At 43.8% G+C, this 23,964-nt stretch carries 14 protein-coding genes; 9 read left to right on the forward strand and 5 right to left on the reverse strand.

Going from position 1 to position 23,964, the window contains the following annotated elements:
* Nucleotides 1–131: 131 nt before the first annotated feature.
* From PN499_RS01905 to PN499_RS01915, 3 genes are all read right to left on the reverse strand, one after another.
* Entirely contained in the window at nucleotides 132–746 is a 615-nt protein-coding gene (locus tag PN499_RS01905) for a glutathione S-transferase family protein (protein WP_272029936.1), read from the reverse strand.
* A 197-nt stretch (nucleotides 747–943) separates the two neighbouring features.
* The gene (locus PN499_RS01910; RefSeq protein ID WP_272029937.1) at nucleotides 944–1,894 is read right to left on the reverse strand and encodes a glycosyltransferase family 2 protein; all 951 of its coding nucleotides are present in this window, start codon (nucleotides 1,892–1,894) and stop codon (nucleotides 944–946) included.
* A 284-nt stretch (nucleotides 1,895–2,178) separates the two neighbouring features.
* Nucleotides 2,179–3,447 carry a pentapeptide repeat-containing protein gene (locus tag PN499_RS01915; protein ID WP_272029938.1) on the reverse strand — a complete coding sequence of 423 codons (1,269 nt, stop codon included), beginning with the start codon at nucleotides 3,445–3,447 and terminating at the stop codon, nucleotides 2,179–2,181.
* Between the two features lie 101 nt (nucleotides 3,448–3,548).
* On the opposite strand from PN499_RS01915, the gene PN499_RS01920 reads away from it, so the two are divergent.
* The 5 genes from PN499_RS01920 to PN499_RS01940 all read left to right on the forward strand — a co-directional run bounded on the left by PN499_RS01920 (nucleotide 3,549) and on the right by PN499_RS01940 (nucleotide 11,017).
* Nucleotides 3,549–4,838, forward strand: coding sequence for an AAA family ATPase (locus tag PN499_RS01920; RefSeq protein ID WP_272029940.1), 1,290 nt, complete (start codon nucleotides 3,549–3,551; stop codon nucleotides 4,836–4,838).
* Nucleotides 4,839–4,840: 2 nt separating this feature from the next.
* The gene (locus PN499_RS01925) at nucleotides 4,841–6,472 is read left to right on the forward strand and encodes a tetratricopeptide repeat protein (RefSeq protein ID WP_417063861.1); all 1,632 of its coding nucleotides are present in this window, start codon (nucleotides 4,841–4,843) and stop codon (nucleotides 6,470–6,472) included.
* Between the two features lie 56 nt (nucleotides 6,473–6,528).
* Nucleotides 6,529–6,960 (forward strand): pepsin/retropepsin-like aspartic protease family protein, encoded by a 432-nt coding sequence (locus PN499_RS01930; protein ID WP_272029944.1) that lies wholly within the window; start codon nucleotides 6,529–6,531, stop codon nucleotides 6,958–6,960.
* 248 nt (nucleotides 6,961–7,208) lie between these two features.
* On the forward strand, nucleotides 7,209–8,342 hold the full coding sequence (locus tag PN499_RS01935) for a cob(I)yrinic acid a,c-diamide adenosyltransferase (RefSeq protein ID WP_272029946.1): 1,134 nt from the start codon (nucleotides 7,209–7,211) through the stop codon (nucleotides 8,340–8,342).
* Between the two features lie 710 nt (nucleotides 8,343–9,052).
* On the forward strand, nucleotides 9,053–11,017 hold the full coding sequence (locus tag PN499_RS01940) for a beta strand repeat-containing protein (RefSeq protein WP_272029948.1): 1,965 nt from the start codon (nucleotides 9,053–9,055) through the stop codon (nucleotides 11,015–11,017).
* Between the two features lie 171 nt (nucleotides 11,018–11,188).
* Here PN499_RS01940 and PN499_RS01945 read toward each other — a convergent pair whose 3' ends face one another.
* Nucleotides 11,189–12,058 carry a calcium-binding protein gene (locus PN499_RS01945; protein ID WP_272029949.1) on the reverse strand — a complete coding sequence of 290 codons (870 nt, stop codon included), beginning with the start codon at nucleotides 12,056–12,058 and terminating at the stop codon, nucleotides 11,189–11,191.
* A gap of 1 nt (nucleotide 12,059) precedes the next feature.
* Nucleotides 12,060–13,739, reverse strand: coding sequence for a methyltransferase domain-containing protein (locus PN499_RS01950; protein ID WP_272029951.1), 1,680 nt, complete (start codon nucleotides 13,737–13,739; stop codon nucleotides 12,060–12,062).
* A gap of 201 nt (nucleotides 13,740–13,940) precedes the next feature.
* On the opposite strand from PN499_RS01950, the gene PN499_RS01955 reads away from it, so the two are divergent.
* The 4 genes from PN499_RS01955 to PN499_RS01970 all read left to right on the forward strand — a co-directional run bounded on the left by PN499_RS01955 (nucleotide 13,941) and on the right by PN499_RS01970 (nucleotide 23,899).
* Nucleotides 13,941–17,825: a glycosyltransferase gene (locus tag PN499_RS01955; RefSeq protein ID WP_272029953.1), complete on the forward strand. Its 3,885-nt coding sequence runs from the start codon at nucleotides 13,941–13,943 to the stop codon at nucleotides 17,823–17,825.
* A gap of 236 nt (nucleotides 17,826–18,061) precedes the next feature.
* Nucleotides 18,062–18,814: a peptidylprolyl isomerase gene (locus tag PN499_RS01960; protein ID WP_272029955.1), complete on the forward strand. Its 753-nt coding sequence runs from the start codon at nucleotides 18,062–18,064 to the stop codon at nucleotides 18,812–18,814.
* Nucleotides 18,811–21,798, forward strand: coding sequence for a peptidase domain-containing ABC transporter (locus PN499_RS01965; protein WP_272029956.1), 2,988 nt, complete (start codon nucleotides 18,811–18,813; stop codon nucleotides 21,796–21,798). Before PN499_RS01960 ends, PN499_RS01965 begins: the two co-directional genes overlap by 4 nt.
* 100 nt (nucleotides 21,799–21,898) lie before the next feature.
* Nucleotides 21,899–23,899 (forward strand): putative HlyD family type I secretion protein, encoded by a 2,001-nt coding sequence (locus tag PN499_RS01970; protein WP_272029958.1) that lies wholly within the window; start codon nucleotides 21,899–21,901, stop codon nucleotides 23,897–23,899.
* Nucleotides 23,900–23,964: the final 65 nt, after the last annotated feature.

The raw sequence follows: 23,964 nt of genomic DNA on the forward strand, positions 1-23,964 counted from the left end.
AATTAAAAGTTAAAAATTAAAAATTAAAAATTAAATCTCACAATTTTTAATTTTGCATTTTTTTTTAATTTTGCATTTTTAATTTTTAATTGATTAAGTTGCTCCCCCTCTCTTTCCCTAGCCCCTAGCCCCTAGCCCCTAGCCCCTTCTTTAATGCTGATATATCCCGGCTGATTTTTAACTCGTTCAATCCAATTTTGAATCGCAGGAAATCCTGCTAAATCAAATCCGCCTTCGTCAGCGACGTGAGTATAGGCAAACAAACCGATGTCAGCAATAGTGTAGCGATCGTCTACAAAAAACTGATGCTTTTCCAAATGCCTTTCCATCACACCTAACGCCGCATAACCAGGTGCGCGTTTTTGATTAAGTGCTTCTCGATATTCATCAGCTTTATTTAAAATCGAAATCCAAAATCTAGAAGTAGCGATAAAAGGTTCGTGACTGTATTGTTCAAAAAACAACCATTTCATCACTTCTGCGCGTTCAAACTTATCAGTCAGGAAAAAATCAGTTTCTTCACTCAAGTAAAACATAATCGCATTTGACTCCGGCAGAAATTTACCCGGTTCAATTTCTAAAACAGGAATACGACCATTAGGATTTTTTAGTAAAAATTCTGGAGTGCGACTTTCCCCTTGGAGAATATCAACCTCAATGCGTTCAAAGGCAATTCCTAACTGTGTCAAAAGTAGGCGAATTTTGTAGCAATTACCAGAAGATGAAAACTCGTACAATCGTAACATATAGAAAAAGGAAGAAGGAAGAAGGAAGAAGGAAGAAGAAGGAAGAAAGAAGAAGGAAGAAGAATTTATAAAGCAACTAGCATAGATATTCGTAACGTCACCCTCTGGGCGGTATGTCACCACCCAAAGGGCGGCGTTACGTAAGTTCTCAAAGAAATATTTTTTATGTCATTAACACAAATTACTATACTACGTTATCACGAATGATGATTATTGTCAAAACCAGCTACTTCTGCCAGAGTGTAAAGCGGTCTACCTTTCACCTCCTCATAAATGCGTCCTATATATTCGCCTAAAATGCCAATACTGACCAACTGCACCGCACCTAAAAAGAAAATAGCCATTAAAATAGTTGCTAAACCAGTTAATACAGAATGCGGGTAAAAAACGCGCCAATATAAAACCAAAAGCGCCATAATAAGAGAAACAACGGCAGCAAATAAACCCACATAAGTAGATAATCGGAGAGGAACCTTAGAAAAAGATACCAAACCATTCAAAGCTAATCCTAGAGACTTTGTAAAAGTATACTTAACATCGCCAGCAAAACGAGGATCTCGATCGAATTTAACTGCCGTTTGTCGAAAACCAATCCAAGCTCGTAATCCCCGAATATAACGATTGCGTTCAGGCATTTTATTTAGTACATCAACCACACACCGATCCATCAAACAAAAATCCCCCGTATCGATAGGAATATCCACATCTGCTAGATGTCGCAAAATGCGATAATATAGATAAGCAGGCATTCGTTTTAACCAGCTTTCTTGGCGACGTTGAGTCCGTTGAGCGTAAACCACTTGATAACCGAGTCGCCACTGTTCTACCATATCTAAAATTAACTCTGGCGGGTCTTGCAAATCGCCATCAAGAATTACGACAACTTGACCGCGTGCAAAATTTACGCCAGCCGTAACAGCTATCTGGTGGCCGAAATTACGAGCGAAACTTAGATAACAAATTCGCGGGTCTTTTTGATGAAGTTCGCGGATTATTTGTAAAGAGCGATCGCGGCTACCATCATTGATTAAAATTAACTCAACTGGCCCATCCATTCGCTCCATGACTGTACCGATCCGCCGATACAATTCAGCGAGGCTTTCCTCCTCGTTATAAATAGGAATTACAAAGGAATATTTAGGGAACATGATTCATCTCCGGCAAATTACTTACGATCTGTCATTGCGAGCGAAGCGAAGCAATCTCAACACCTTTAGGACTTGTAAAAAAACCATTTTCTCCAAAAAATCTGGGATTTATCCGAGAGATATTGACACAGAAAACGGTTTTCGCTCCCCCGCGTGTAAGTCCTGACCTTGCGATTGCTTCGCTTTGATCGAAATGACAAGTATTTAAGTGGACATGATATTACCAATTACCAGTTAACAGTTAACAGTTAACAGTTAACAGTTAACTGTTAACAATTATAAATTCATCTTCCTAATTTATTAGGAATACCTTCGCAGCCACCGGGAATGGTTTTTCTAGATTGTTCACCACACCAAGAACAACAATAGTATCTTTGGTCGTCAGATAACCGCTTAACACCTGTAAAATCAGCATTTTCGATAACTGCACCGGTGTTTTTGCCTGTATCGTAATCGGGGATATCGCTGCGGCTGCGGGGTGAAGCGGTTTCTACTTGGCCGTAAAATAGGGATGCGCCTTTGAGGTCGGCTCTAGCGAGGTTTGCGTCGTATAAAATTGTACGGGAAAGGTTTGCTTTCACGAGGTCGCTGCCGCTGAGATTGGCTCTGACGAGGTTGGCTTCGCTTAAGTCTGTCCAGCGTAAATCCATGTTAGCGAGATCGGCTCCTGCTAACATTACACCGATTTCGATGACGCGCACACCGTATTCGCGATCTTCAGCGTAACCGCCGTCTCCGTCAAGGATGGGACGACCTAAATGGCGATCGCGCTTAATTGGGGTGACTAATTTAGCTTGGGATAGAAAACGGAGAATTTTGGCTTTTCCTTCTGCGTCTACACTGCTCATAATGGCAGCGGTGCGGCCTTCTGCGATCGCTCTTTCTTGGGGCCAATCTTCCAAAAATCCCTGTTCGTCTAAGGCTAAGTCGGAAACGCCTTGAAAATAAGCGTCTATGGTTTGCTGCTGGGTAATTCTATTTTGTTGAATTGTCAAGTCTTTTGAGATCACATATTGCCGCCAAGCGACGTAAACGCCGAGAATTGCGATCAGAATTTGCCCTAATGCGCCGATCAGTTCACCTAATGCGCCGATCGCATCCCAGTTAATCTGAATATTGGGGCCGTCCGGTTCGTTATTGGTGCTGCTCAGCATCAATAAACCCACAATTCCCGCTAAAATGCCGAAGCAAGCGACGATTAGAGTGCGCCAGGTGGGGGGGATGACTTGCGTCCAGATGTGGCCCCAACTCGGCCAAATGACGCGCAGAGACATGGAGATCGCCGCGATCGCACCGAGTAACCCGATCCAGACGTTATCGTTGGCCAATCCGATAATCATGGCCGCGATCGCGCCTAGTGTGAAGGCTGAGGCGGACAATTCAGCAGGGGTTTGTTGCGGTGGTTTGATCTCAGGAGGTGCCGGCTTGGGAGTTATCGGTTTGTCTGGTTTGGAAGCCACGAGTACCCCTTCTTCTGAGGGGACATTGGCGGCGTTACCGTTGGGACTTTCTGCGATCGGATTGGGTGGGGGAGAGTTGGGCTCTGGGGTCATGCGTCAAAGCTGTAGCAGGTCAGTAAACTTGATTGTACCCAACTCAGGATAACTTCATAGTACAATTATCTAGATATATTAACAAAATGGAGTGCAACTTTATGCCTGAGAATAATTTAGTTGCAGACTTTGAGGAAGCCTATCAAAATTTACAGTTTCAGCCGCTGATTACGCCAGAGGATTTAGAAAAATTTCAGGTTCCCTATCGTCAGGATGTGACGGCTAGACTGAAACAATTGGTGAAATCCTGCACTCCTCATAGTAACAAGATTATTTTTGCGGGACATCGGGGTTCAGGGGAAACTACACTCTTAGCAGAATTTAGCCGACAGCAGGAAGAAAAGTATTTTGTAGTTTTCTTTTCCATCTCAGATATGATTGAAATGTCGGATGTCAACCATATTAACATTTTATTTGCGATTGCAGTTCAGTTAATGGAGAAAGCAGAAAAGGAAAAAGTTAAAATAGAAAAATCTATTAAAGATAAATTTTATGAATGGTTTGCCACTCGCACCAAAACTAAACTAGATGAGATTAAAGCTGAATCAAGTGCAGGTTTTGACTTATTAGGGATCATTAAAGGTAAACTACAAGCAGATGCAGTAACCAGAACCGAGATTAAGGAAGAATTAGGTAAAAATTTTGCCGATCTTATCGGACGGATCAATGAAATTGCCATTGCGATTGAGAACTCAGTTAGTAAAGACATACTTGTGATTATTGATGATTTAGATAAGTTAGATTTAGCTTTAATAGGAAATATTTATAGAGACAATATTAAGGCGTTACTTTCGCCACAATTTCGGGTGATTTTCACAATTCCGATTGCCGTTGTCCGAAATATTAATTTGCGGTCAACAATCAGTACAGAGACAGACAACAAAATTCAAATCATGCCTGTTTCAAAACTATTTGCCAAAGGGGAAAATCGGCAACTTAACCCTATAGCTCTTGAGCAAACTAATCTCCTATTTCTGGATATTTTGCAAAAGCGCCTTTCCTCTAGATTGATAGAACCAGAAATAGCGCAACAGATCGTGTTTAAGAGTGGCGGCGTATTGCGAGAGATGATCCGCATCGCTAATAAATGTTGTGAAGAATGTTTGTTGTTAATTGAGGAAAAACCGTCTCGCCAAGATATCAAAATTAATCAGGAAATCCTCAACCGTTCGTTAACTGAGTTGCGCCTCGAATTTACCGCAGGTTTAGGCAAAGTTGAGTTTGAGATATTAACTGCCACTTACAAAAACTATGAACCTGACGACTCAAACAATACAAACTTTTTAGACTTGCTACACGGCTTATATGTGTTAGAATATAGAAATGATGATTTATGGTATGATATCCACCCCATCGTCTGCGACCTCTTGAAGCGTCGTGGCTTAATCTGATGATGCCAGAAGATTTGTTAGAAGATAAAATTGATAACGACAAAAGCTATCGCCAGTTATTAGTATCGATCAAGGCGAGTCAGGGAATTTTATCGTTACTGGTTGCTGTTTGCGATGATATCAACTTTCGGGAAAACCTGATTAAGCGTTACGAAGGGGAACTGGAAAAATGGAATATTCGCCCCTATAGATTGAGACTTGCCAGAGGGGAACCTAGTTTGAGAAGTGCCATTGCTAAGCAGGTAGAGAAAGATGAGTATTTGCAGCAGAAAGGTAGGGCAGTTTTAACGGTTATTGGGGCTGAAGATTTATCGTTTTTAACTAGAAATTCTGAGCGAACGGAACAAGATAAATTTTTTGGTTATCTCCAGTGGACGCGGGAAGGATTACGGGCTTTTCCTTTTCCCATTGTCTTGTGGATTACTAATGATATTTTTGGCAAAATTAACAGAAAAGCACCGGATTTTTGGAGTTGGCGGAAGGGAGTTTTTCGGTTTGAAGCTGTTAAAGTTAGTCTAGTTTCAGTGAGAGGATCTATAGCGATAATAGGTGAAGATGTATCGAAAGATTCTAGTTTTTCTGATTTTCATCAAAATGACTTTTTATTATCCTTAGAAGATTTGCAAGGATTAATTGAAAAAACCCGGAGTAGAAATGGTGATAAAGATCCTAAGTTGGCAAGTTTGTATAGTCGGATAGCGCAGGTGTATGAAGCTAGATTGGATCGAGGAGAATCGGAAGATTATCGAAAAGAGAGAGAATTGGCTATCGCGTATTTATATCAAGCTATTGAACTAGAAAAAGAGTTTGGGTTAAAGTTAGACTTAGTAGCTAGTTTGAATCGACTGGGACGGTTTTTTGAATTTCAAGGAAGATTTAAAGGTGCAATCGAAGTCCATCACGAGTCTCTAAAAATTGCACAGGAAATAGGCGATCGCCAAGGTGAAGCTATTGCCCTCAACGGTTTAGGCAATGCTTACGAATTCCTCGGACAATACCAGCAAGTGATACAGTTCCATCAGCAATCTTTGGAAATTGAACGGGAAATAGGCGATCGCCAAGGTGAAGCTATTGCCCTCAACAATTTAGGCAATGCTTATCACTCCCTCGGACAATACCAGCAAGCGATACAGTTCCATCAGCAATCTTTGGAAATTAAACAGGAAATAGGCGATCGCCAAGGTGAAGCTATTTCCCTCGGTAATTTAGGCAGTGTCTACAAATCCCTCGGACAATACCAGCAAGCGATACAATTCCATCAGCAATCTTTGGAAATTAAACGGGAAATAGGCGATCGCCAAGGTGAAGCTATTTCCCTCAATGGTTTAGGCAATGCTTACAACTCTCTTGGACAATACCAACAAGCGATAAATTTCTATCAGCAATCTCTGGACATTGCACGGGAAATCGGCAATCGCCGGGTTGAAGCTAATGCTTGGTTTAATTTGGGAAATACTTTAGCAAAGATTAACCGAGAATCAGAGGCAATTGCTGCTTATCAAAATGCACTCGAACTGTATCAATCAATGGGACTTGATGCTGATGTCCAAAATTGCGATAAGGCCATTCAGGAGATAGAGAAAAGCTTAGTAAATACTTCAGATACGGCTAAAGTAGCGGCCGATCATCCCTAAACTGAGGCGGCGTTAAAGTTCAATTTGACAAATGTATGATGTTGCAAGAAGTCATTATGGCATCAACAAATAGCGAAAAAATGGACGGATTTACAACCGCGATTTCCCTTACAAACGAAGTAGATAATATTTTAGCAGAACAGGGGATAATTCCTGCTAATCAAGTACGTTCTATCATCCTAAATAATGCCTTAATTACTCCTAATGCCAGACGACTCAGCTTACCCGCAGACGCGATCGATCGGTTAGGTTTAACACTTCAGGAAGAAATCGAGGTAAAAACAGAAGCAGGAGTGAAAAAAGTTCGGATTTTCAAAGATGCGATACTTGAGATTAAAGGGCGAAAAATATGGTATAATTGCCTAGAATTGCAGGCAGGTGAAAACGCTGTAGTAGGTACGCTCCCCTTGTTTGCTTTAGGTTTAGAAATAGACTGGCAAAGTCAACAGATTAAAATGTTGACCACAGAAGCTTATATGAGAATGTGAGGTGTAAATGAGTTGAGCAATGCCTACAAATATTAACTAATTGGGCGATTAAAATCGCAGCTACACAAGCAAAGTCCGCCTACGCGGACTATAAAAATTTAACCCGCGTAGGCGGGTTTCGTCTGTGTAGACGTGGTTTCAACCGCCAACTAATATAAATAAATTAATTCAATAATTTACTAACAAAAGCCAAGAGCAAAAACATGATAATATACCTCCATAAAGAAAGATTAAAATAACTGCTGACTATGGTAAGGAATGGCATCGGGATTCGCACGGCTCAAGCGCGTTCAGAGCGCATAGTCGGTCAAATTCATGTTTACGACGGCGCTAGTAAAGGCAAATCTCAGGCCGCCTTGGGCGTAGTTTTGCGCTCTATCGGCTTGGGCATCAATTCTGACTCGCCCACAAGAGTTTTACTGCTGCGGTTTCTGAAAGGGCCGGGGCGCTCTTATGATGAAGATGGGGCAATAGAAGCTTTACAGCGGGGCTTTCCCCATTTAATAGACCAAGTGCGTACTGGCAGAGCAGAATATTTCGGCCCCAAAGAAATTACTCGCTTTGATAGATTAGAGGCTCAGCGGGGGTGGGACGTGGCAAAAGGCGCGATCGCATCAGATTTATACTCAGTTGTAGTTCTCGACGAAATTAACCCCGTCTTAGACCTCGGTTTACTGCCCATCGAAGAAATAGTCCATACCCTCAAACACAAATCCGAACACTTAGAAATTATTGCCACAGGTAGGGCCGCCCCCCAAGCATTGCTAGATATCGCCGACTTGCACTCAGAAATGAAGGCCCATCATCACCCCGCCGCCGCAGCTAGCGGCATTACTGGGATCGAGATTTACACCGGCGCAGGTAAAGGCAAATCTACTAGCGCCCTCGGCAAAGCTTTACAGGCAATCGGTAGAGGCATTAGCCAAGATCAATCCCATCGTGTATTAATTATGCAGTGGCTCAAAGGTGGGACAGGCTACACAGAAGATGCCGCGATCGCAGCCTTGCGACAGATATATCCTTATTTAGTAGATCATCAACGTTGCGGTCGAGATGCGATCGTTTGGCGCGGACAGCAACAAGAACTAGACTATGTAGAAGCCGAGCGCGGTTGGGAAATAGCTAGAGCCGCGATCGCATCTGGCTTATATAAAACTATCATCCTAGACGAACTCAACCCCACCGTTGACCTCGAACTCTTACCCGTAGAACCCATAGTCGAAGCCCTACTCCGAAAGCCCCGCGATACAGAAATCATTATCACCGGGCGCTGCTACAAACCCCACGCTTATTTTGACCTAGCCAGCGTCCACTCCGAAGTTTTCTGTCACAAACATTATGGCGATCGCGGAGTAGAATTAAAGCGCGGCGTAGACTTTTAAAATATAGTCGGACAGAAAATGAACATTCCACACCTGCCGGGGGTTAAAACCCCCCGTCTCATAGTAAAAGTCGGTTAAAACCGACTAAAAGCATTAAGATTGTATTTTTAGTCCTCAGAGCGAGGACTTTAGCTATGAGACAGGGGTTTTAACCCCTGACAGACTGGCAAACTCACAGACTGGCAAATAGGCTACAGAATAACCCTAAAGAATAAACTTCATAGGTTTTTTCGCCGAAATATCTTAAAATCGACTGAACGATTTAGAAAATGTGTTATTTATGCGTAAGTCCTAAAGTCGAGCCTACCTGTGCCAACAGCAACAGCCGCGACCTGCTTTAGGCTAAACCGCAATCTAAGCCAAACCCATCTGCTAACTTTCAAAACCTTAGCCTCTAGGCACCGCTGTGCCTGGAACCAAGCCAAAAGACCTAAAACGCTTGCGGAACTTGGAGTTTGCCAATCCCGTCTAACCCACTATAAATATCTTCCCAAGTCTAAAGAGGATTATTGTAGGGTGAAGACTTTCACAGCAACAGCCAGCCAGCAAAAAGTTGGCTCAAGAGAAAGTCTAGACACGCTTACTCAAAGTGGGCTAGACTTGCGACTGGCAAAAAGGTTAAACTACAGCGGAATCCAAATATTTGGTTTTCTAGGCAGAGTCTGTAGTCGCAGTAGCGCGATTACCAACAAGTAGAGGAGTGAAAGTGTATGACAACGCTAGATGACAATCCTAATCAGCTAGATTTAAACCTACCCGGGCTAGGGCCGGACACTATATTCGCAGGTGGTGGTGCTGATTTTATTAGAACCGCTACCCTGGGCGGAAGTTTAATCTTTGGTCAAGGGGACAACGATACCCTAATAGCCCTTGGCCCTAACGATACTCTGTACGGCAGTGACGACGAAGACTCTCTGCGTACTCAGCGTACCCCCGCCTATCTCTATGGCGATGGAGGCAATGACACGATCATCGCTGAAGCCCGTGCCACGATGTACGGTGGCGCAGCCGACGACTTCATCCAAGGTACCGCCGAAGCCAACCTCATGTTTGGTAATGAGGGAGCAGATATCATGCTCGGCGGCGCACAGAGGAGAGATTCCCTCTACGGCGGCAAAGGCAATGACTCCATCGGTTTCTTTACTGGTGCTGGTGATGGCAGCAATAACCTCGGCTTAAACCTAAGTGGCGGTATTGCTGGCTTTGTGGGCAATGAAGGCAATAACTTCTTGCGCGGCGATTTGGGCGATGACTTAATTGCAGCTATCAATCAAAGAGATACCCTGTACGGCGGCAAAGGTAAAGACACCTTACGAGTTGTCGGCAGCAACAGCTATGCGTCAGGGGATGATGATAGTGACATCCTGAGAGTTGTTAACACTCTGGAGACCAATTTTTTCTCCACCAGCCCTGTGACTATCGGTCTCGAAAGAACCACTTTGCTCGGCGGTGCCGGCGACGATTCTCTCTATGGCGGTATTGGCGATTTTCGAGGCGGCAAGAACTTCTACGATGGTGGAGACGGCAATGACACGATCGTCAGTTTCGCTTTCCAAGACACCGTATTGGGAAGTGATGGCAACGACTTAATTACCTCCAGCACGGCCACTGGGATCTCTAGCCAAGGAGCTAATATTTCTACTCCCGGCTACTCTGGTAATAGCTTATTAGATGGCGGTCGCGGCAATGACACGATCAGAGCTGCCTTTTCAACTGATACGATGATTGGCGGCGAGGGTAGCGATAGCTTGAGTGGAGTTTTCACTCAAGCCAGTGGTGCAGAAGGTGACGACACCATCGATGCCTCCCTTGCAGCTAATGTCGGGCCGATAACTCTCGATGGTGGTCTGGGCAACGACCGCTTAATTGGCAACCGCAGTGCGACTAACTTCTTCAACGGCGGTGAAGGCAATGACTTCATAGTGTTTGCTTCCACAGGTGACAGCTTGATTGGTAGCTTTGGGGGTAATGACACTATTAGCTACGCTACAAATGTCAACTTTACTGGCTTCACAACACCAACCGTTATCAGCGATTTCTTAGGTAATAACCTGATTACTGGTGGTAATGGTGCCGATTCCATCACTACTGGTGCAGGCAATGACATCCTGATAGGTGGTCCTCAAGGAAATGCAAGTAGCGATACTCTAGATGGAGGTGATGGCGACGACTCTCTATACGGTGACTTTGGCAATGACAACTTGATTGGAGGTAACGGTAACGATACCCTAATCGGTGGGCCTGGTCTCGATACCATTAATGGCGGAAGTGGTAACGATGTCTTCGTTTTCTTCAACCCGTTTGAGGGCGGAGCAGCCGGAGGACAAATCGAAGCTATTGTCGATTTCGTCGTCGGTCAAGACAAGATATATCTATCTGCGGGGGGCATAGGTACCGCACCTGGCTTTGCTAACAGCCGTAACTTCGGTCTGGCAACAGGGCAGGCGACTAGACCACTTGTTGATCCGGAGTTAATCGTGATTGAGGGTAGCCTCCCGGCTACGGGTGCAGAAGGAGAGGATGGAGCAGGAATCCTCGTTTATGAAAGGCAGAGCGGAGTGCTTTACTTCGATACCAACGGCAATGACCCCAGTGGTACGTTAGGTGGTTTAGTGCGACTCACCGTCTTGAACAACACACCTAACCTCAGAGAATCTGACATCATTGTGTTCTAGTTGAATAGTTGAGGTTATACAGCGAGTTTTAATTCAACTCTGCTGTATCCAGCAAGCTAGGGATCTCAATCCCTAGCTTTTTTATGTGCGCTCGCGCGCAAAGTTAAACGATAGCAAAGTTTTAGGATTGCTTCGCTGCGCTCGCAATGACAAAGAGTATGTTTTTCTCCTTTATGCTGGCTGCGAATAACTAACTTTATTACCAATCAAGTTAAGAAAATTAGCACCGAAATGCTGAATTTCTAGAAAGTTCGCATTAGAACGAGCCGGTTTGTAAATTCTAAAGCTTCGCATAATCCCCAAAGTTGCCGCACTTTCCAATGGCCCAATAAAACTCGTGTCACCGTCTAAAAAATAGGGCTGCTTTGTCCAATAAGCCATCTGCTCCGCATTCAAAAAATAGCATCCAGAATGAGGGTTAAGAGCGCGGTGGAACATAAGCTGCTGTTCCATGACATAACCAGCAAATTGCGGTTGCTCTTGCACATTTTGAAATTTTGCTGTCGCTTGTGGGATTAAATCGCCATCAATATAGGCTTTGCGAACTAACCCTTGAGGAGATATTTCATAGCGATTAGGCTGAAGTAAATTCCCATTACCCGCGTGGTGAGTAAACCAGTTTAATTTGACAAATAGCCAAGGATCGTGTAGAATTAGATCGTCTTCTAAATAACAATAATAGTCGTATTTATCAAGGCAAGCACGCATCACTGCCTGACACTCAAATCCCAACATCAGCGGTTCCGCGTTGGTAGCATTATGCAGGAACAATTTCGGGGGAAGAGAGAGTTGAGAAATTAGGTGATAATCTTGAGTCGTACAAACAACTATATCGATATCGTGGGTCTGGGATTCATTGACTGGAACTGTGGCACATTGACCAATGTGAATCATGGACTGAGACTTACCGTAAAGTCCCTGCAAAGCTGTCAAACAGGCCGTTAAAGCGTTTAGGCGTGGGTGGTGGTCATTTCGCTGGGAAGCGTGCCTTCCTTCGCCGTGAGGGTTGAAAAAGTGGGCAATCGTGAAGAGAATTCGCATCTTAGTTAGTAAATAATTCTGGCAAGCGACTCTGCAATTCTGCATTCAAGCGCGGCATTTCGTCCCGCATTTGCAAGTACCAGTCTCGCCGCTGACGATAATGCTGGGATAACAAGCGGTTTTCCCGCACCCATTTGTAGGCATTAGCGGCTATTTGCCGCCGCATCTGGGTGTCGGCAATCAGCGACTTGAGTTTGGCTTCAAAATCGGCGACTGAGCGATAAATTAAGCCAGTTTCGCCTGCGATGATAGATTTTTCGTAAACAGTGGGACTTGCTAGCACTGCTACTCCATTCCCCGCACATTCAACAAATTTGAGGTCAGATTTCATCTCGTTGACTGGGTTGGAAAGTAGTGGGAGCAAAGCAATATCGCCAGAGTGCATAATTTCTAGATAGCGCTCATAGCTGCAAAATGGCTCAAATTCTTTACTGTCTATTTTCAAGGCATCAAAAAAATGGCGATCGTGGATTACTTTAACTCGAATCCGGTGCTTGTGGGCGACTAACACCCGATTTAGCGCCGAGATTATCGGTTGCCAATCTTTTTCTCGGTTAAGCGCCCCGAAAAAGATGGTGATAGAATTATCGTCTGGATAGGTGCGCTCAGTGGGCAAATATGCCAATTGATTGCTAAAGACGGCAACATTGGGATTGAGTTTCCTTAAAAATTCTGCTAGGGGTTCTGTAGTAGTTTGAATGCAGTGACAACCTCGATAACTCAGGTATTGATTATCTGCATATTCTTTGCGCCTGATTGGATTATCATCAATTTCAGCCACTATTAAATAATCATTTTGCAGCAGTTGTTTGAGGATGGGAATATAGGCTGGATAGTACATGATTGTCCGCTGCCAAATAAATACTTTCTCTTCTCCAGGCAGAGGTAAAATTAATTCTGCTGATTTTACTGTAGAAGCAGTACGGACTCCGGGAATTGTGGCACTAAATCTGTCAGGTTCTAATACTCTAACGCGATCGCATCCCGTTGGAGCCATAATCGCCGTCTGAATCAACACTCGCCGGGGAGATGCCTGTGACTTACCCCCTCGCACGATATAATATTCTGCACCAGTCTGGGTGGCAAAGTCTGCTGCTTCCAAGCCTAAAGCTTGAACCATCGGTGTAAGTAATTGCTGAAACTGGACAAAACTCTCAGTTTTTTGTCCCCGCACTTGCAGCTCATAAACTTGTAATTTTGCCTGAGTAAAAAGTGCTTTAATAGCTTCTATAGTAAACCAGTGCTGTATCTTTCCATCTGGATTTTCCCACTGTCCTCGTAGGAGATTGACAATTTTTCTCCAGTGTTGGACATTGGGAATACTGGCTAAAATTTGCCCATCTGGATTTAGTAAAGTGCTGTGCTGGCTAAGCAATTCCCAAGGGTTTGTTAGATAGGATAGTAGATGGTTGTAAACTAAACAATCTACTGTTTCCTTCGCAATATCAAGACTGTGAATATCTAGCTGTTCTACATCGCCAATTATGACACGATCCAGTCGCTCTGAAGCTATTTTTGCTTTTTCTGGATTGCGTTCAATACCAATATATAAACTATGGGGGTTAATCCGTTTGTACTGTTCGCCTAAAGCGCCTGTACCGCAGCCAACCTCTAGAATAATTTTGGCATCAGGCGGTAGCAGTTTAAAGATATCGGGGTTGACGCAATCGAGCAGTTCCAAAATATTTCCTGATTACTAAAGCTTTACGTAACGCCGCCCTCTGGGCGGTTTCTTTACTGCCCAGAGGGCGGCGTTAGGATATAATTAGCATTTGGATGTTAGTATACAACGGTGATTGCTACATTTGTCAAGCACTAATAATTTAATCCTTCTTCCTTCTTCCTTCTTCCTTCTTCCTTCTTCTTATCAAACTCAAAAACTATGAACTTCAATTTTGGTATTAACATCAGTGGCTATATTAATGGAGAATTTGGTCTGGGAGAAGGTGCTAGAGCTAATATTAGAGCAATTGAGGCGGCTGGTATTCCTTTCGCTGTCAATAATTTTACCAATAGTCCCCACAGAAAACAAGATACTACCTATCAAAATTTTACTCAAGATAATCCCTATACCGTCAACTTAATTCAAGTCAATGCTGATGAAGTGAACAATTTTATTAAGTCGGCGGGCAAAGACTATTTAGAAGGACACTATAATATCGGGTTTTGGGCCTGGGAACTTACCGCATTCCCTCCAGAACTAACTTCAAAATTTAATTATTTTCACGAAATTTGGACTTATAGCAATCACTGTATTGAAGCAATCTCTATGGCATCTCCTATTCCCGTTATTAAAATCATGCCTAGCATTTCTTTACCTACACCTTCTTTGGATAGGGAGGCACTAGGACTGCCCAAAAATAAATTTATATTTCTGTTTTTGTTCGATTTTTTTAGCAGGATAGAACGTAAAAATCCTTTGGCTACGATTAGCGCATTTAAACAAGCTTTTGGTGAGTCAAATCAAGAGGTGCTATTGGTTATCAAATCTTGTAATTCGGAATATTTTCCTGAGCAGCGAGACTTACTAAGTTCTGCCATAGAAAATTGCCAATCTATTAAACATATAGACGGGTATTTATCAAAAAATGAAGTTAATGCTCTGCTTTATAATTGCGACTGCTATGTGTCCCTCCACCGCTGTGAAGGCTTTGGCTTGACAATGGCTGAAGCGATGTTTTTTGGAAAGCCAACGATCGCAACTGCCTATTCATCTAATACTGAGTTTATGAATGTAGGCAACAGTTTTTTAGTGAGATATAAATTAGAGGAGATCGCAGCAGATTGTGGCCCATATAAGAAGGGGAATATTTGGGCAAACCCCGATATCGAATATGCCGCTCATTTGATGCAATATGTCTTTAATAACTATCAGGAAGCCAAGGAAGTTGGAGCCAGAGGTGCTGAGGAAATCAAATCTTTACTTAGCCCTCAGCTAATTGGCAATAAAATCAGGAATAGACTAGAATATATTAGCAAAACAACCAATAATTTTACTACTTTTTCTCAACCGCCAAGAGAGCCAAAAAAATCTTATTCAGTAGAGGTAAGGAGACACTTGTCTAAGGACAAAAGTTCTTGGGAAGAAGCAGTTGAAAAAACACAGCCTCTAGTTAGTATTTGCATTCCTACTTATAATGGAGAAACCTTTATTGCTGAAGCCATTGAGAGTGCTTTAAATCAGACTTATCGCAATATAGAGGTAATTCTTTCCGATGATGGTTCAAGCGATAGCACTGTAGCAATTGCTCAGTCTTTTCAAACTAAAACAGCCGTTGATTTCCGCATTATCCTCCATCGTAACTATGGCTTAGCTCAGAATTGGAATTTCTGTATTTCTCAGGCAAAAGGTGAATACATCAAATTTTTATTTCATGATGATTTACTAGAATCAGATTGCATTCAAAAAATGGTAGCTTTGGCTCAAGAAGATGCAGAAATTGGTATGGTTTTCTCACCTCGCGGTATTACTATTGGAGAAGAGGCTAAATCGAATCCACTTTTACTGGCTGCTTCTCAATCGATTAAAGATTTGCACAAAAGTTGGTCTAATTTAAAACCAATTCAACGGGGGATTGAACTATTATTAGATCCTAATTGGATGAATAATCCCATTAACAAAATTGGCGAACCTAGTACGGTGATGATTGCTGCTGATGTTTTTCACAAAATTGGGTTGTTCGATCCTGAGTTATCTCAATATCTAGATTTAGATATGTGGTTTAGAATCATGGGAAATTATAAAATTGGCTTTGTGGATGAAAAGTTATCTTCTTTGCGGATTCATGCAGGGCAGCAAACTTGGAAAAACTTCGCTGCTGGGGAAAACAACAAAGATGTCCGCAGACTTTATGAAAAAATGTTGCACAGCGATACTTACAGTTTTTTGAATCCAGAATTGAAAGAGAAAATTCGACAAAAATTAGCGTTAAAATCCCAGCCTTCTTTATCTGAATTGTCAAAGCTAGTTGAACAATATCAAAAATCTCCTACTAATCAATCTACTCTTTCTCGCCTTCGGCAATTTCGCAAGCAAATCGCTCAAAAATGGTTGAATTTGCCAGCATCTAACATGGAAAAGACTTATGCGGGTGAAATTGGTAAAGCTCATAATCTGTTAATGAAAAGCGGTATTAAGAATGAATTTTTAACTGAGGAAGAACAGAGGTTTGTCGATGAAATATCTGCCTTTTTATCTCAAGGTAACGATCTAGGTAATAACATCGGTCGCTATTTGGTAGCTATGCTTTACTGTGAGGCTTATCAGTTACCATTTGTATATAAAAATGCCGTGATTCCTAAGTGGTTTTTCAATGATTTTCTAAGTTTTATTTTTCAGATTGTTTGCTGTTTTGATAAAATCGGAGATGCAGAGAAGTATGCCGATTATCTGCAAGTTTTGATAGATTATCTTCATGAAAATATTTTTAAAGACCCTGCTGCTGAAGTCTGGCGTTATTTGGCTTTATTTGTGAGCAAAAATGCGAATTTTTCTCCTTTGTATTGTAGCGATAAAAATCTTAGACATATCTGTACTCAGAGAGCAAATATTATTGAGTTTACGCTTAGAAATTTCGGATGCCAAATTGACTGGAAATTTGAAGGTGTAGCCTCAGACAGAAGCAAGATTCGTCTCGGCATTTTACTGGAAGAAATTAGCACTCATAAAGATTTTTTTGCCGCACTTGCTGCTTTTGAATATTTAGATAAAACTAAATTTGAAATTATATTGTATAATTTCAATATCCAGAATAGTAAACTAGGCGATTATTGTCAAAATTTGGTAAATAAGCAGATTCAACTACCAGAATCTTTGCCAAGTCAGGTACAAGCAATTCGTTCAGATGATTTGGATATTCTGTTAATAGGGACAAATTGGGCGGATGCTCGCAAACCTACTTTCTTATTATCCTTACATCGACTGGCGCGGGTACAAGTAGCGGCAGCAATGCCAACAGCTACAACTACTGGCATCCGAAATATTGACTACTTTATTTCTGGAAAATTGATGTTGCCCATAGTTGATGCCCCAGAAGAATATCGGGAAAAATTAATCGCTGTGGATGGCTCTGGGATTTGTTTTAGCTATCCTGCACCCTCCGAAATTGCTAAGGTTCACCCAACTAGAAGTAGTTGGGGAGCATCCGAGCAAACAGTGGTTTTTATGTCGGGTGCTAGAGCATTTAAGATTATCCCTGAACTCAGGGAAACTTGGGCTAAAATTATTGCGGCTGTACCGAATTCTATTCTGGTTTTACATCCTTTTCGCTCTGATGGCGAGAGTTATCCGATAATTCCTTTCTTCAACCAAATACGAGCAGTTTTTTCGGAAAAAGGTATTGACAAAAAACGAATTGTTGTAATTAAAGTGCTGCCAACTCGTGCCGACTTCAGAGAATGTTTGAAGCTAGCAGATGTTTATTTAGACTCTTTCCCCTACGCGGGTGCAGCGTCAATGGTAGAGCCGCTGTTAGTGGGAATACCGACGGTGGTTAGGGAAGGACAAACAGCGCGATCGCGACAATCCGGGGCAATACTGAGAGAATTGCAACTTCCTGAATTAATAGCAAATACGGAGGATGTTTATATAGATATAGCTGTAGCATTGGGAACTAACCCAGTATTGCGCGATCGCGCTCGGCAGCACATCCAGCAAAAAATGGCAGAAAAGCCCAAATTTCTGGACAGCCGTGCTTACTCGGCTCAGATGGGAGCGCTATTTGAGCAACTATGGCGATCGCACAGGCAGGTAGAGGGAACCCCTTAGAAGGTAGAGCGTCACAGGTGAGTATAGAATTGCCCCTATAGATCAAACCCTACTTGATTTGAGCTAGCACCACCCGCAGCGTATGCCGAGACCAAAGCCGCCCCCTGGTATTTGGCAACGACAGCGCTCACCCCCTTAGCGTTCTGCTATCATCTGAAAATCGAGGTGGCTTGTCGCTCTTTTACTTCCACAGCTAAATTTAAAAGGGTAGTGCAACCTCAGTTGGAGATTATAAAATGACAGGACTTTTTCAAATAGGTGATAAATTGCTGCAAGCCCAGGATATCCCGTCACTGTTGAAGCGGTATCAATTGATGCCCCAATTTTTGCGGGGGACGATCGAAGACCAAGCGATCGCGTCCTATACTTGTACGGAAGAAGAGCGCAGCGCAGCCCTCGAACAGTTTCACGCGCAGCACCAATTGACATCCTCAGAAGCCAAAGCGGCTTGGCTGCAAAGTCAAGACCTAACTGAAGAGGAACTCGTTCAAATGGCAGTTCGCCCCGTACTTATAGAAAAATTTAAGCAGGAAACTTGGAGTAGCAAAGTAGATAACTACTTTTTGGGTCGTAAGACCCACCTAGACCGCGTAGTATACTCCCTAATCCGCACCAAAAATCCAGGACTAGCCCACGAGCTTTACTTCCGCATCGCTGAAGGCGAACAGACCTTTGAGGAAGTAGCCCGCGACTACTCCGAAGGCCCGGAAGCTCAGACTGGGGGAAGATTGGGCCCAGTTTCCTTATCACAACCACACCCAGCAATTAGTAAACTTTTGTCAGTCAGCCAGTCCGGGCAACTGTGGGCTCCCCGCGCTCTGGCAGAATGGATGGTGATTATCAGATTAGATAAGTTCATGCCAGCTCAGCTCGACGATTCGATGCGGCGGCATTTAATCAACGAACTATTTGAAACCTGGGTCTCCGAACAGTTATCACAAATTGCCCCGCTACAGCCCTTCCGATCCTCAGTATCTTCAGCATCATGACCTCTTCCGCAGTTTCCCTGTCGCAGATTCAAGCTTTTTTGGCAGAAACACCTCCGTTCGACCGACTTTCGGAGGCATCCCTGCAAGCTTTAGTGTCGAAATGTCAACTCCTGGGCTACCGAACGGGGCAACCCTTGTTAGAACGGGAAAGAATGCCGACTCAGGTGGCGATTATTTTTCAAGGTCAGGCCCGTCAGTTAGGGTATGACCAGCGATCGCAGCGCCTGGTAAGTTTGCGGTTGGTGGGGCCCAAAGAAGTTCTTGGCTGGGCTTCCTTGTTGCGGGGAGTCCCCTGCGAAACTGCCCTGGCTTCCACTGATGTGATTGCCATCATTTTATCAGCAGAAGATTTCTTGAGCTTCGTACAAACAGAGCCGGCGCTAAGAGAAGCCTTTGGCGATCGCTGTTCCTTGAGCGAGGTCTTTGAACTGTGGAGCTTGGAATTACAGCGGCGAGCGGACGGGACATCCAACCTGAAAGAATTGACCCAACAATCTTGGGCGGATGCGATCGTCCTCAACTTACCCAACGGTCAGAAAAAGACTCAAGAACTCGCCAACCAACTTGACCCTGACCGGATTTGGCTAGTTAGCAGCGGTGTTATTGGGGACTTTCCCACAGGTAGCCGACTGTCTTTGGACGGAACCAACAGATCGTTAAAAGTAGAAGGCCCAAGAGGAGCTAGGTTAGTAGGCTTCCGGGAAGCCGTAATTTCCCAAGAGCAAGCGATCGCCATTGATGGCTCTCAGACAGCCTTAAAAGCCCCCTTAGATATCTCCGCAGTACCCGCAGCCCCCGAACTGGCGGCCCCCCAGACTCCCGATCCCGCCGTACCATCGAAATTTCCGATTGTGCGGGGAAAAGGCACAATCGAGGCTCCCCTAGCCTGCTTCCAAATGTTAAGCAAGTATTTTGGGGTCAGATTTCGTCGGGATGTCACGCGCAAAGCTGTAGAAAATCAGTACAAAACCGCAGGCTCAATTACCTTGCAAGCCTGCGGTGCCATCATCCAAAGCATGGGCATTGTTCCCCAATTAGCGCAAGTGCCGGCTGATGCCATCAATCGCTTGAAAGCTCCGCTGATGATCAAGTGGGACGGCAGCTTTGCCATTATCTACAGCATCACCGAGCAAGAATTGGTGATGGCAGTGCCAGAGCAAGGCATTGTCCGCAAGCGGGTGGCACAGTTTAGGGAAATCTGGGGTGAAGGCGGAGAAGTCCTGCTGCTACAGGCTCCCCAAGTTGAACAAAAAGAGCAGTTCAGCTTTTGGTGGTTTGTTCCAGCGCTTTCGGAACACAAAACAGTCTTTTTCGAGGTCTTACTTTCCTCGTTTTTCGTGCAGCTATTCGGTCTGGCTAACCCTCTAATCAGCCAGATTATTATTGATAAGGTACTGGGACAGCGCAGCATTGACACCTTGGATGTCCTGGGGGCATTTTTGTTGGGGGTTGCCCTGTTTGAAGGGTTGCTTAATGGTCTGCGTACCTTTTTGTTTATAGATACCACCAACCGCATCGATGTCAAACTGAGCGCGGAAGTGATCGACCACTTGCTCCGGCTTCCCCAAGGCTACTTTGACAATCGGCGGGTGGGAGACTTGGTTTATAAATTCAGCATGATCGGTCAGATCCGCGAATTTATGACGGGGACAGCTCTGACTGTGGTGCTAGATGCGATCTTTTCAGTGGTTTATATCGCCGTCATGCTCTCCTACAGCGTGCAACTAACGTTTGTCTCCTTGGCAGTTGTGCCTGTACTGGGTCTAATGATCGTGCTGATTAACCCGATGGTGTTACGGCTGATCAAGCATAGAAATAACCGCTTTGCTGACTCTCAATCTTATTTAGTGGAAGTGGTCAGTGGGATTCAAACGGTTAAAGCTCAAAATATTGAACTGAAAGCCCGCTGGGAGTGGTCGGGTCGTTATGCTAAATATGTCACGGCGAGTTTCAAGACGATCCTTACAGGTACGACCGCTGGTACTGTTAGTAGCTTTTTAAATCAGGTGGGCAACCTGGCTCAGTTATGGGTGGGAGCCCACTTGGTGTTAAAAAACGAGATGACTTTGGGGCAGTTGATTGCCTTCCGAATTATTAGTGGCAACGTTACGGGAGCGCTGCTGCGTTTTGTGAGCGTGTGGCAGAGTTTCCAAGAAGTCTCGATGTCTATTGATATGCTCCGAGATGTGGTGGATTCGCCGACGGAGACGAGTGAGGAAGACCGCAACAATATCGGGATGCCAGCGATTAGAGGTTCGGTGAGATTTGAAGAGCTTTCTTTCCGTTTTCGCGAGAGTGGGCCGCTACAATTGGCGAATGTTAATTTAGAATTCGATGCTGGTAGTTTTGTGGGAATTGTTGGCGGTTCTGGGTCGGGCAAGAGTACGCTGATGAAGTTGTTGCAGCGGCTTTATGCGCCTCTAAGTGGTCGCGTTTTTGTTGACGACTACGATACTGCCAAAGTTGAGTTGTATTCCCTTCGCAGTCAAATCGGGGTAGTGCTGCAAGATACTCTCTTGTTTAACACCACAGTGCGGGAAAATATCGCCCTGAGCAATCCTGACGCTAGTGATGATGAAGTGATCCGGGCTGCGAAGATAGCAGTGGCTCACGATTTTATTATGGGTTTGCCTGCTGGCTACAATACGGTGGTGGGAGAGCGGGGGGGGACGCTGTCTGGGGGTCAAAAACAACGGATTGCGATCGCACGGACTGTGCTTCAAAACCCCAAGCTACTGATTTTGGACGAAGCCACGAGCGCTCTTGACTATCACTCTGAGCGTCAAGTTTGTAATAACTTAGCTGAAGCTTTTCAAGGCAGAACGGTGTTTTTCATTACCCACCGTTTAACTACAGTCAGAAATGCTGATGTGATTATTATGATGGATCAAGGCTCTGTGGTGGAGCAAGGCCCCCACGATGAATTAATGGCTCTTAAAGGTCGTTACTATTGTCTGTTCCAACAACAGGAAGCGGCTCAGTAAAGTTTTGAGAGATTCCTTCAGTTTACTTCGTTCCTCGCAACGCTTCGCGCCGATCAACTCTTAACAACAGCAACTAACAACTAACAACTAACAACTAACCATGAAATCGGTAATACTTTCCGAACAACCCGTAATTCTAGAGAAGCCTGCCATTTGGTCGCACGTATTTCTCTGGATGATTATGCTGATGACTACCTCGGCTCTAGTTTGGGCTTATCTTGCCAAAATTGAGCAAGCTGTCCCAGCAGTGGGTCAGTTGGAATTAAAAGATGGCTCCAGAGATATTCAAGCACCGACAACGGGAGCTGTGGTAAGACTTCACGTAGAAGATGGCGATCGCGTAGAGAAAAATCAACCCTTACTTACCTTTAGCCCTACTGCTCCCGGCGCTGATTTAGATTCTGTCAAGAAAGTTAAAGATGCCCTGGAAAAAGAAAATAAATTTTACGAAGATGTTGTCAACGGCAGAATTCAAGGCCCTCTACCATCCAATCTTGAATCAAGTATTAAGGATCGCCAGAGCTTAATTTCGCAAAATCAAGTTTTGCAAGCCCTGATTGATGAGCTGTACCTAAATAGAGGAGGTGGCGGCAGTTTTGACCAAAGTCAACAAGGACTTTACATTAACTATCGCTCTGAATATCTATCTCGCGTAGCAGCGGCTCAAGGACAGGTTCAGGAATTGGAAAAACAATTGAAGCAGGCTGTGGATGCTGAAACAGCAGCTAGAGATCAATTGCTAATAGCCAACCAACAATTAAATTATGCTCAGAAGCAATTAGAAAATACTGAGCAGCAATTAAATTATTCCCAAGAGCAATTAAAATCTGCCGAGCAGCAAAGAAGATTGGCTCAGGAACAATTAACGAAATCTCAAGAGGTGTTTAAGTCACAAAAAAACATTCTCGATCGGCTTGCCCCACTGGTGCAAGAAGGTGCGATCGCGGAACTCCAAAAAGAACGCCAAGATCAAGAAGTATTGAAAAGTGAAAGTGAAGTTCTCAGGCAGCAAGATCAAATTAAGCAACGCGAAGGTGAAATGAATTCGCGTAGAGGCGAAATTAACACCCGCAGAGGTGAAATTAATTCGCGCAGAGGTGAAATCAACGCCCGCGAAGGTGAGTTCCAGAAAATTCAAGCAGACATAGAGCGCCAGAAGGGGGAACAAGAACGCATTGTAGAGTCAATTAACCGCGCACAGGAACAGTTGCAAAATACTAAAGATGCCTGGGCTAAAGAGCTTTACACCAGAATTGCTGACAACCAAAAACAGATTGCCAGTAGCGATTCTCAGCTCAGCAGATTAAAACTCGAAAACCAGAAAAAGCTGTCTGAGGTAAACGCTCAGTTGGAAAAGGCTCAACAAACTCGCGACACTCAATTAATGAAGGCTCCTATATCGGGGATTATCTACGATCTCAAACCTTCATCGAAAGAGAAAGCTGAATTAGAGCTGAAGAATGATGATGTCTGTCAATACGTGATTACCTCTGTGATTAAGCCAGGAGAACCTCGTCCCGCAAGATGTAAGGAGGCTTATTATGAAGCGCAACAAACTGAGAAACTGCTAAAAATTCTGCCTGATGAAAATGGGATTGAAGCAGTAGTTTATCTGGAAAACAGCAATGTAGCTTTGGTCTTGGATTCCTTGCGCCGGAAACGGGAAAAGTTGGAAAAATATAACGGTAAAGAATTAGATGGAGAGAAGATTGATTGTGAAAAAGGGAAAGCCTGTGTTTGCCCTGAAAAGGAAGTAAATCGGCAAAAACTAGATTTAAATGCCTACGACTGCGTACCTGTGGAGGTTAATGTTGAAGCTTTCCCAGCGATGGAGTTTGGCACGGTACAGGGTGAAGTTACAAAGATTAGTAAGGATGCTGAAGCTCCTACTGAACTTCGCAAATACTATGCCTTCAAAACTACAATCAAGTTGAAGAGTCAAAATTTTACTTTGAACAAGGGTAAGGAAAATCAAGTTGAGGTTGCCTTGCAGACCGGAATGGCTGTTAGTTCTAATATTAATATCGGCAAGCGTAGTGTTTTGCAGATGTTTGTTGACAGGTTTACCGGAAAGCTTGATACTTTCAAGAATGTCAAGTAATTTTTTCAGTTTTTGCTATTAGGAAGACAATCGTAACGCCGCCGTCCCGGCGGTAAATAAACTGC

Origin of the sequence: Kamptonema animale CS-326, assembly GCF_028330895.1 — a bacterium.
GTDB classification, from domain to species: Bacteria; Cyanobacteriota; Cyanobacteriia; order Cyanobacteriales; family Microcoleaceae; genus Kamptonema; species Kamptonema formosum.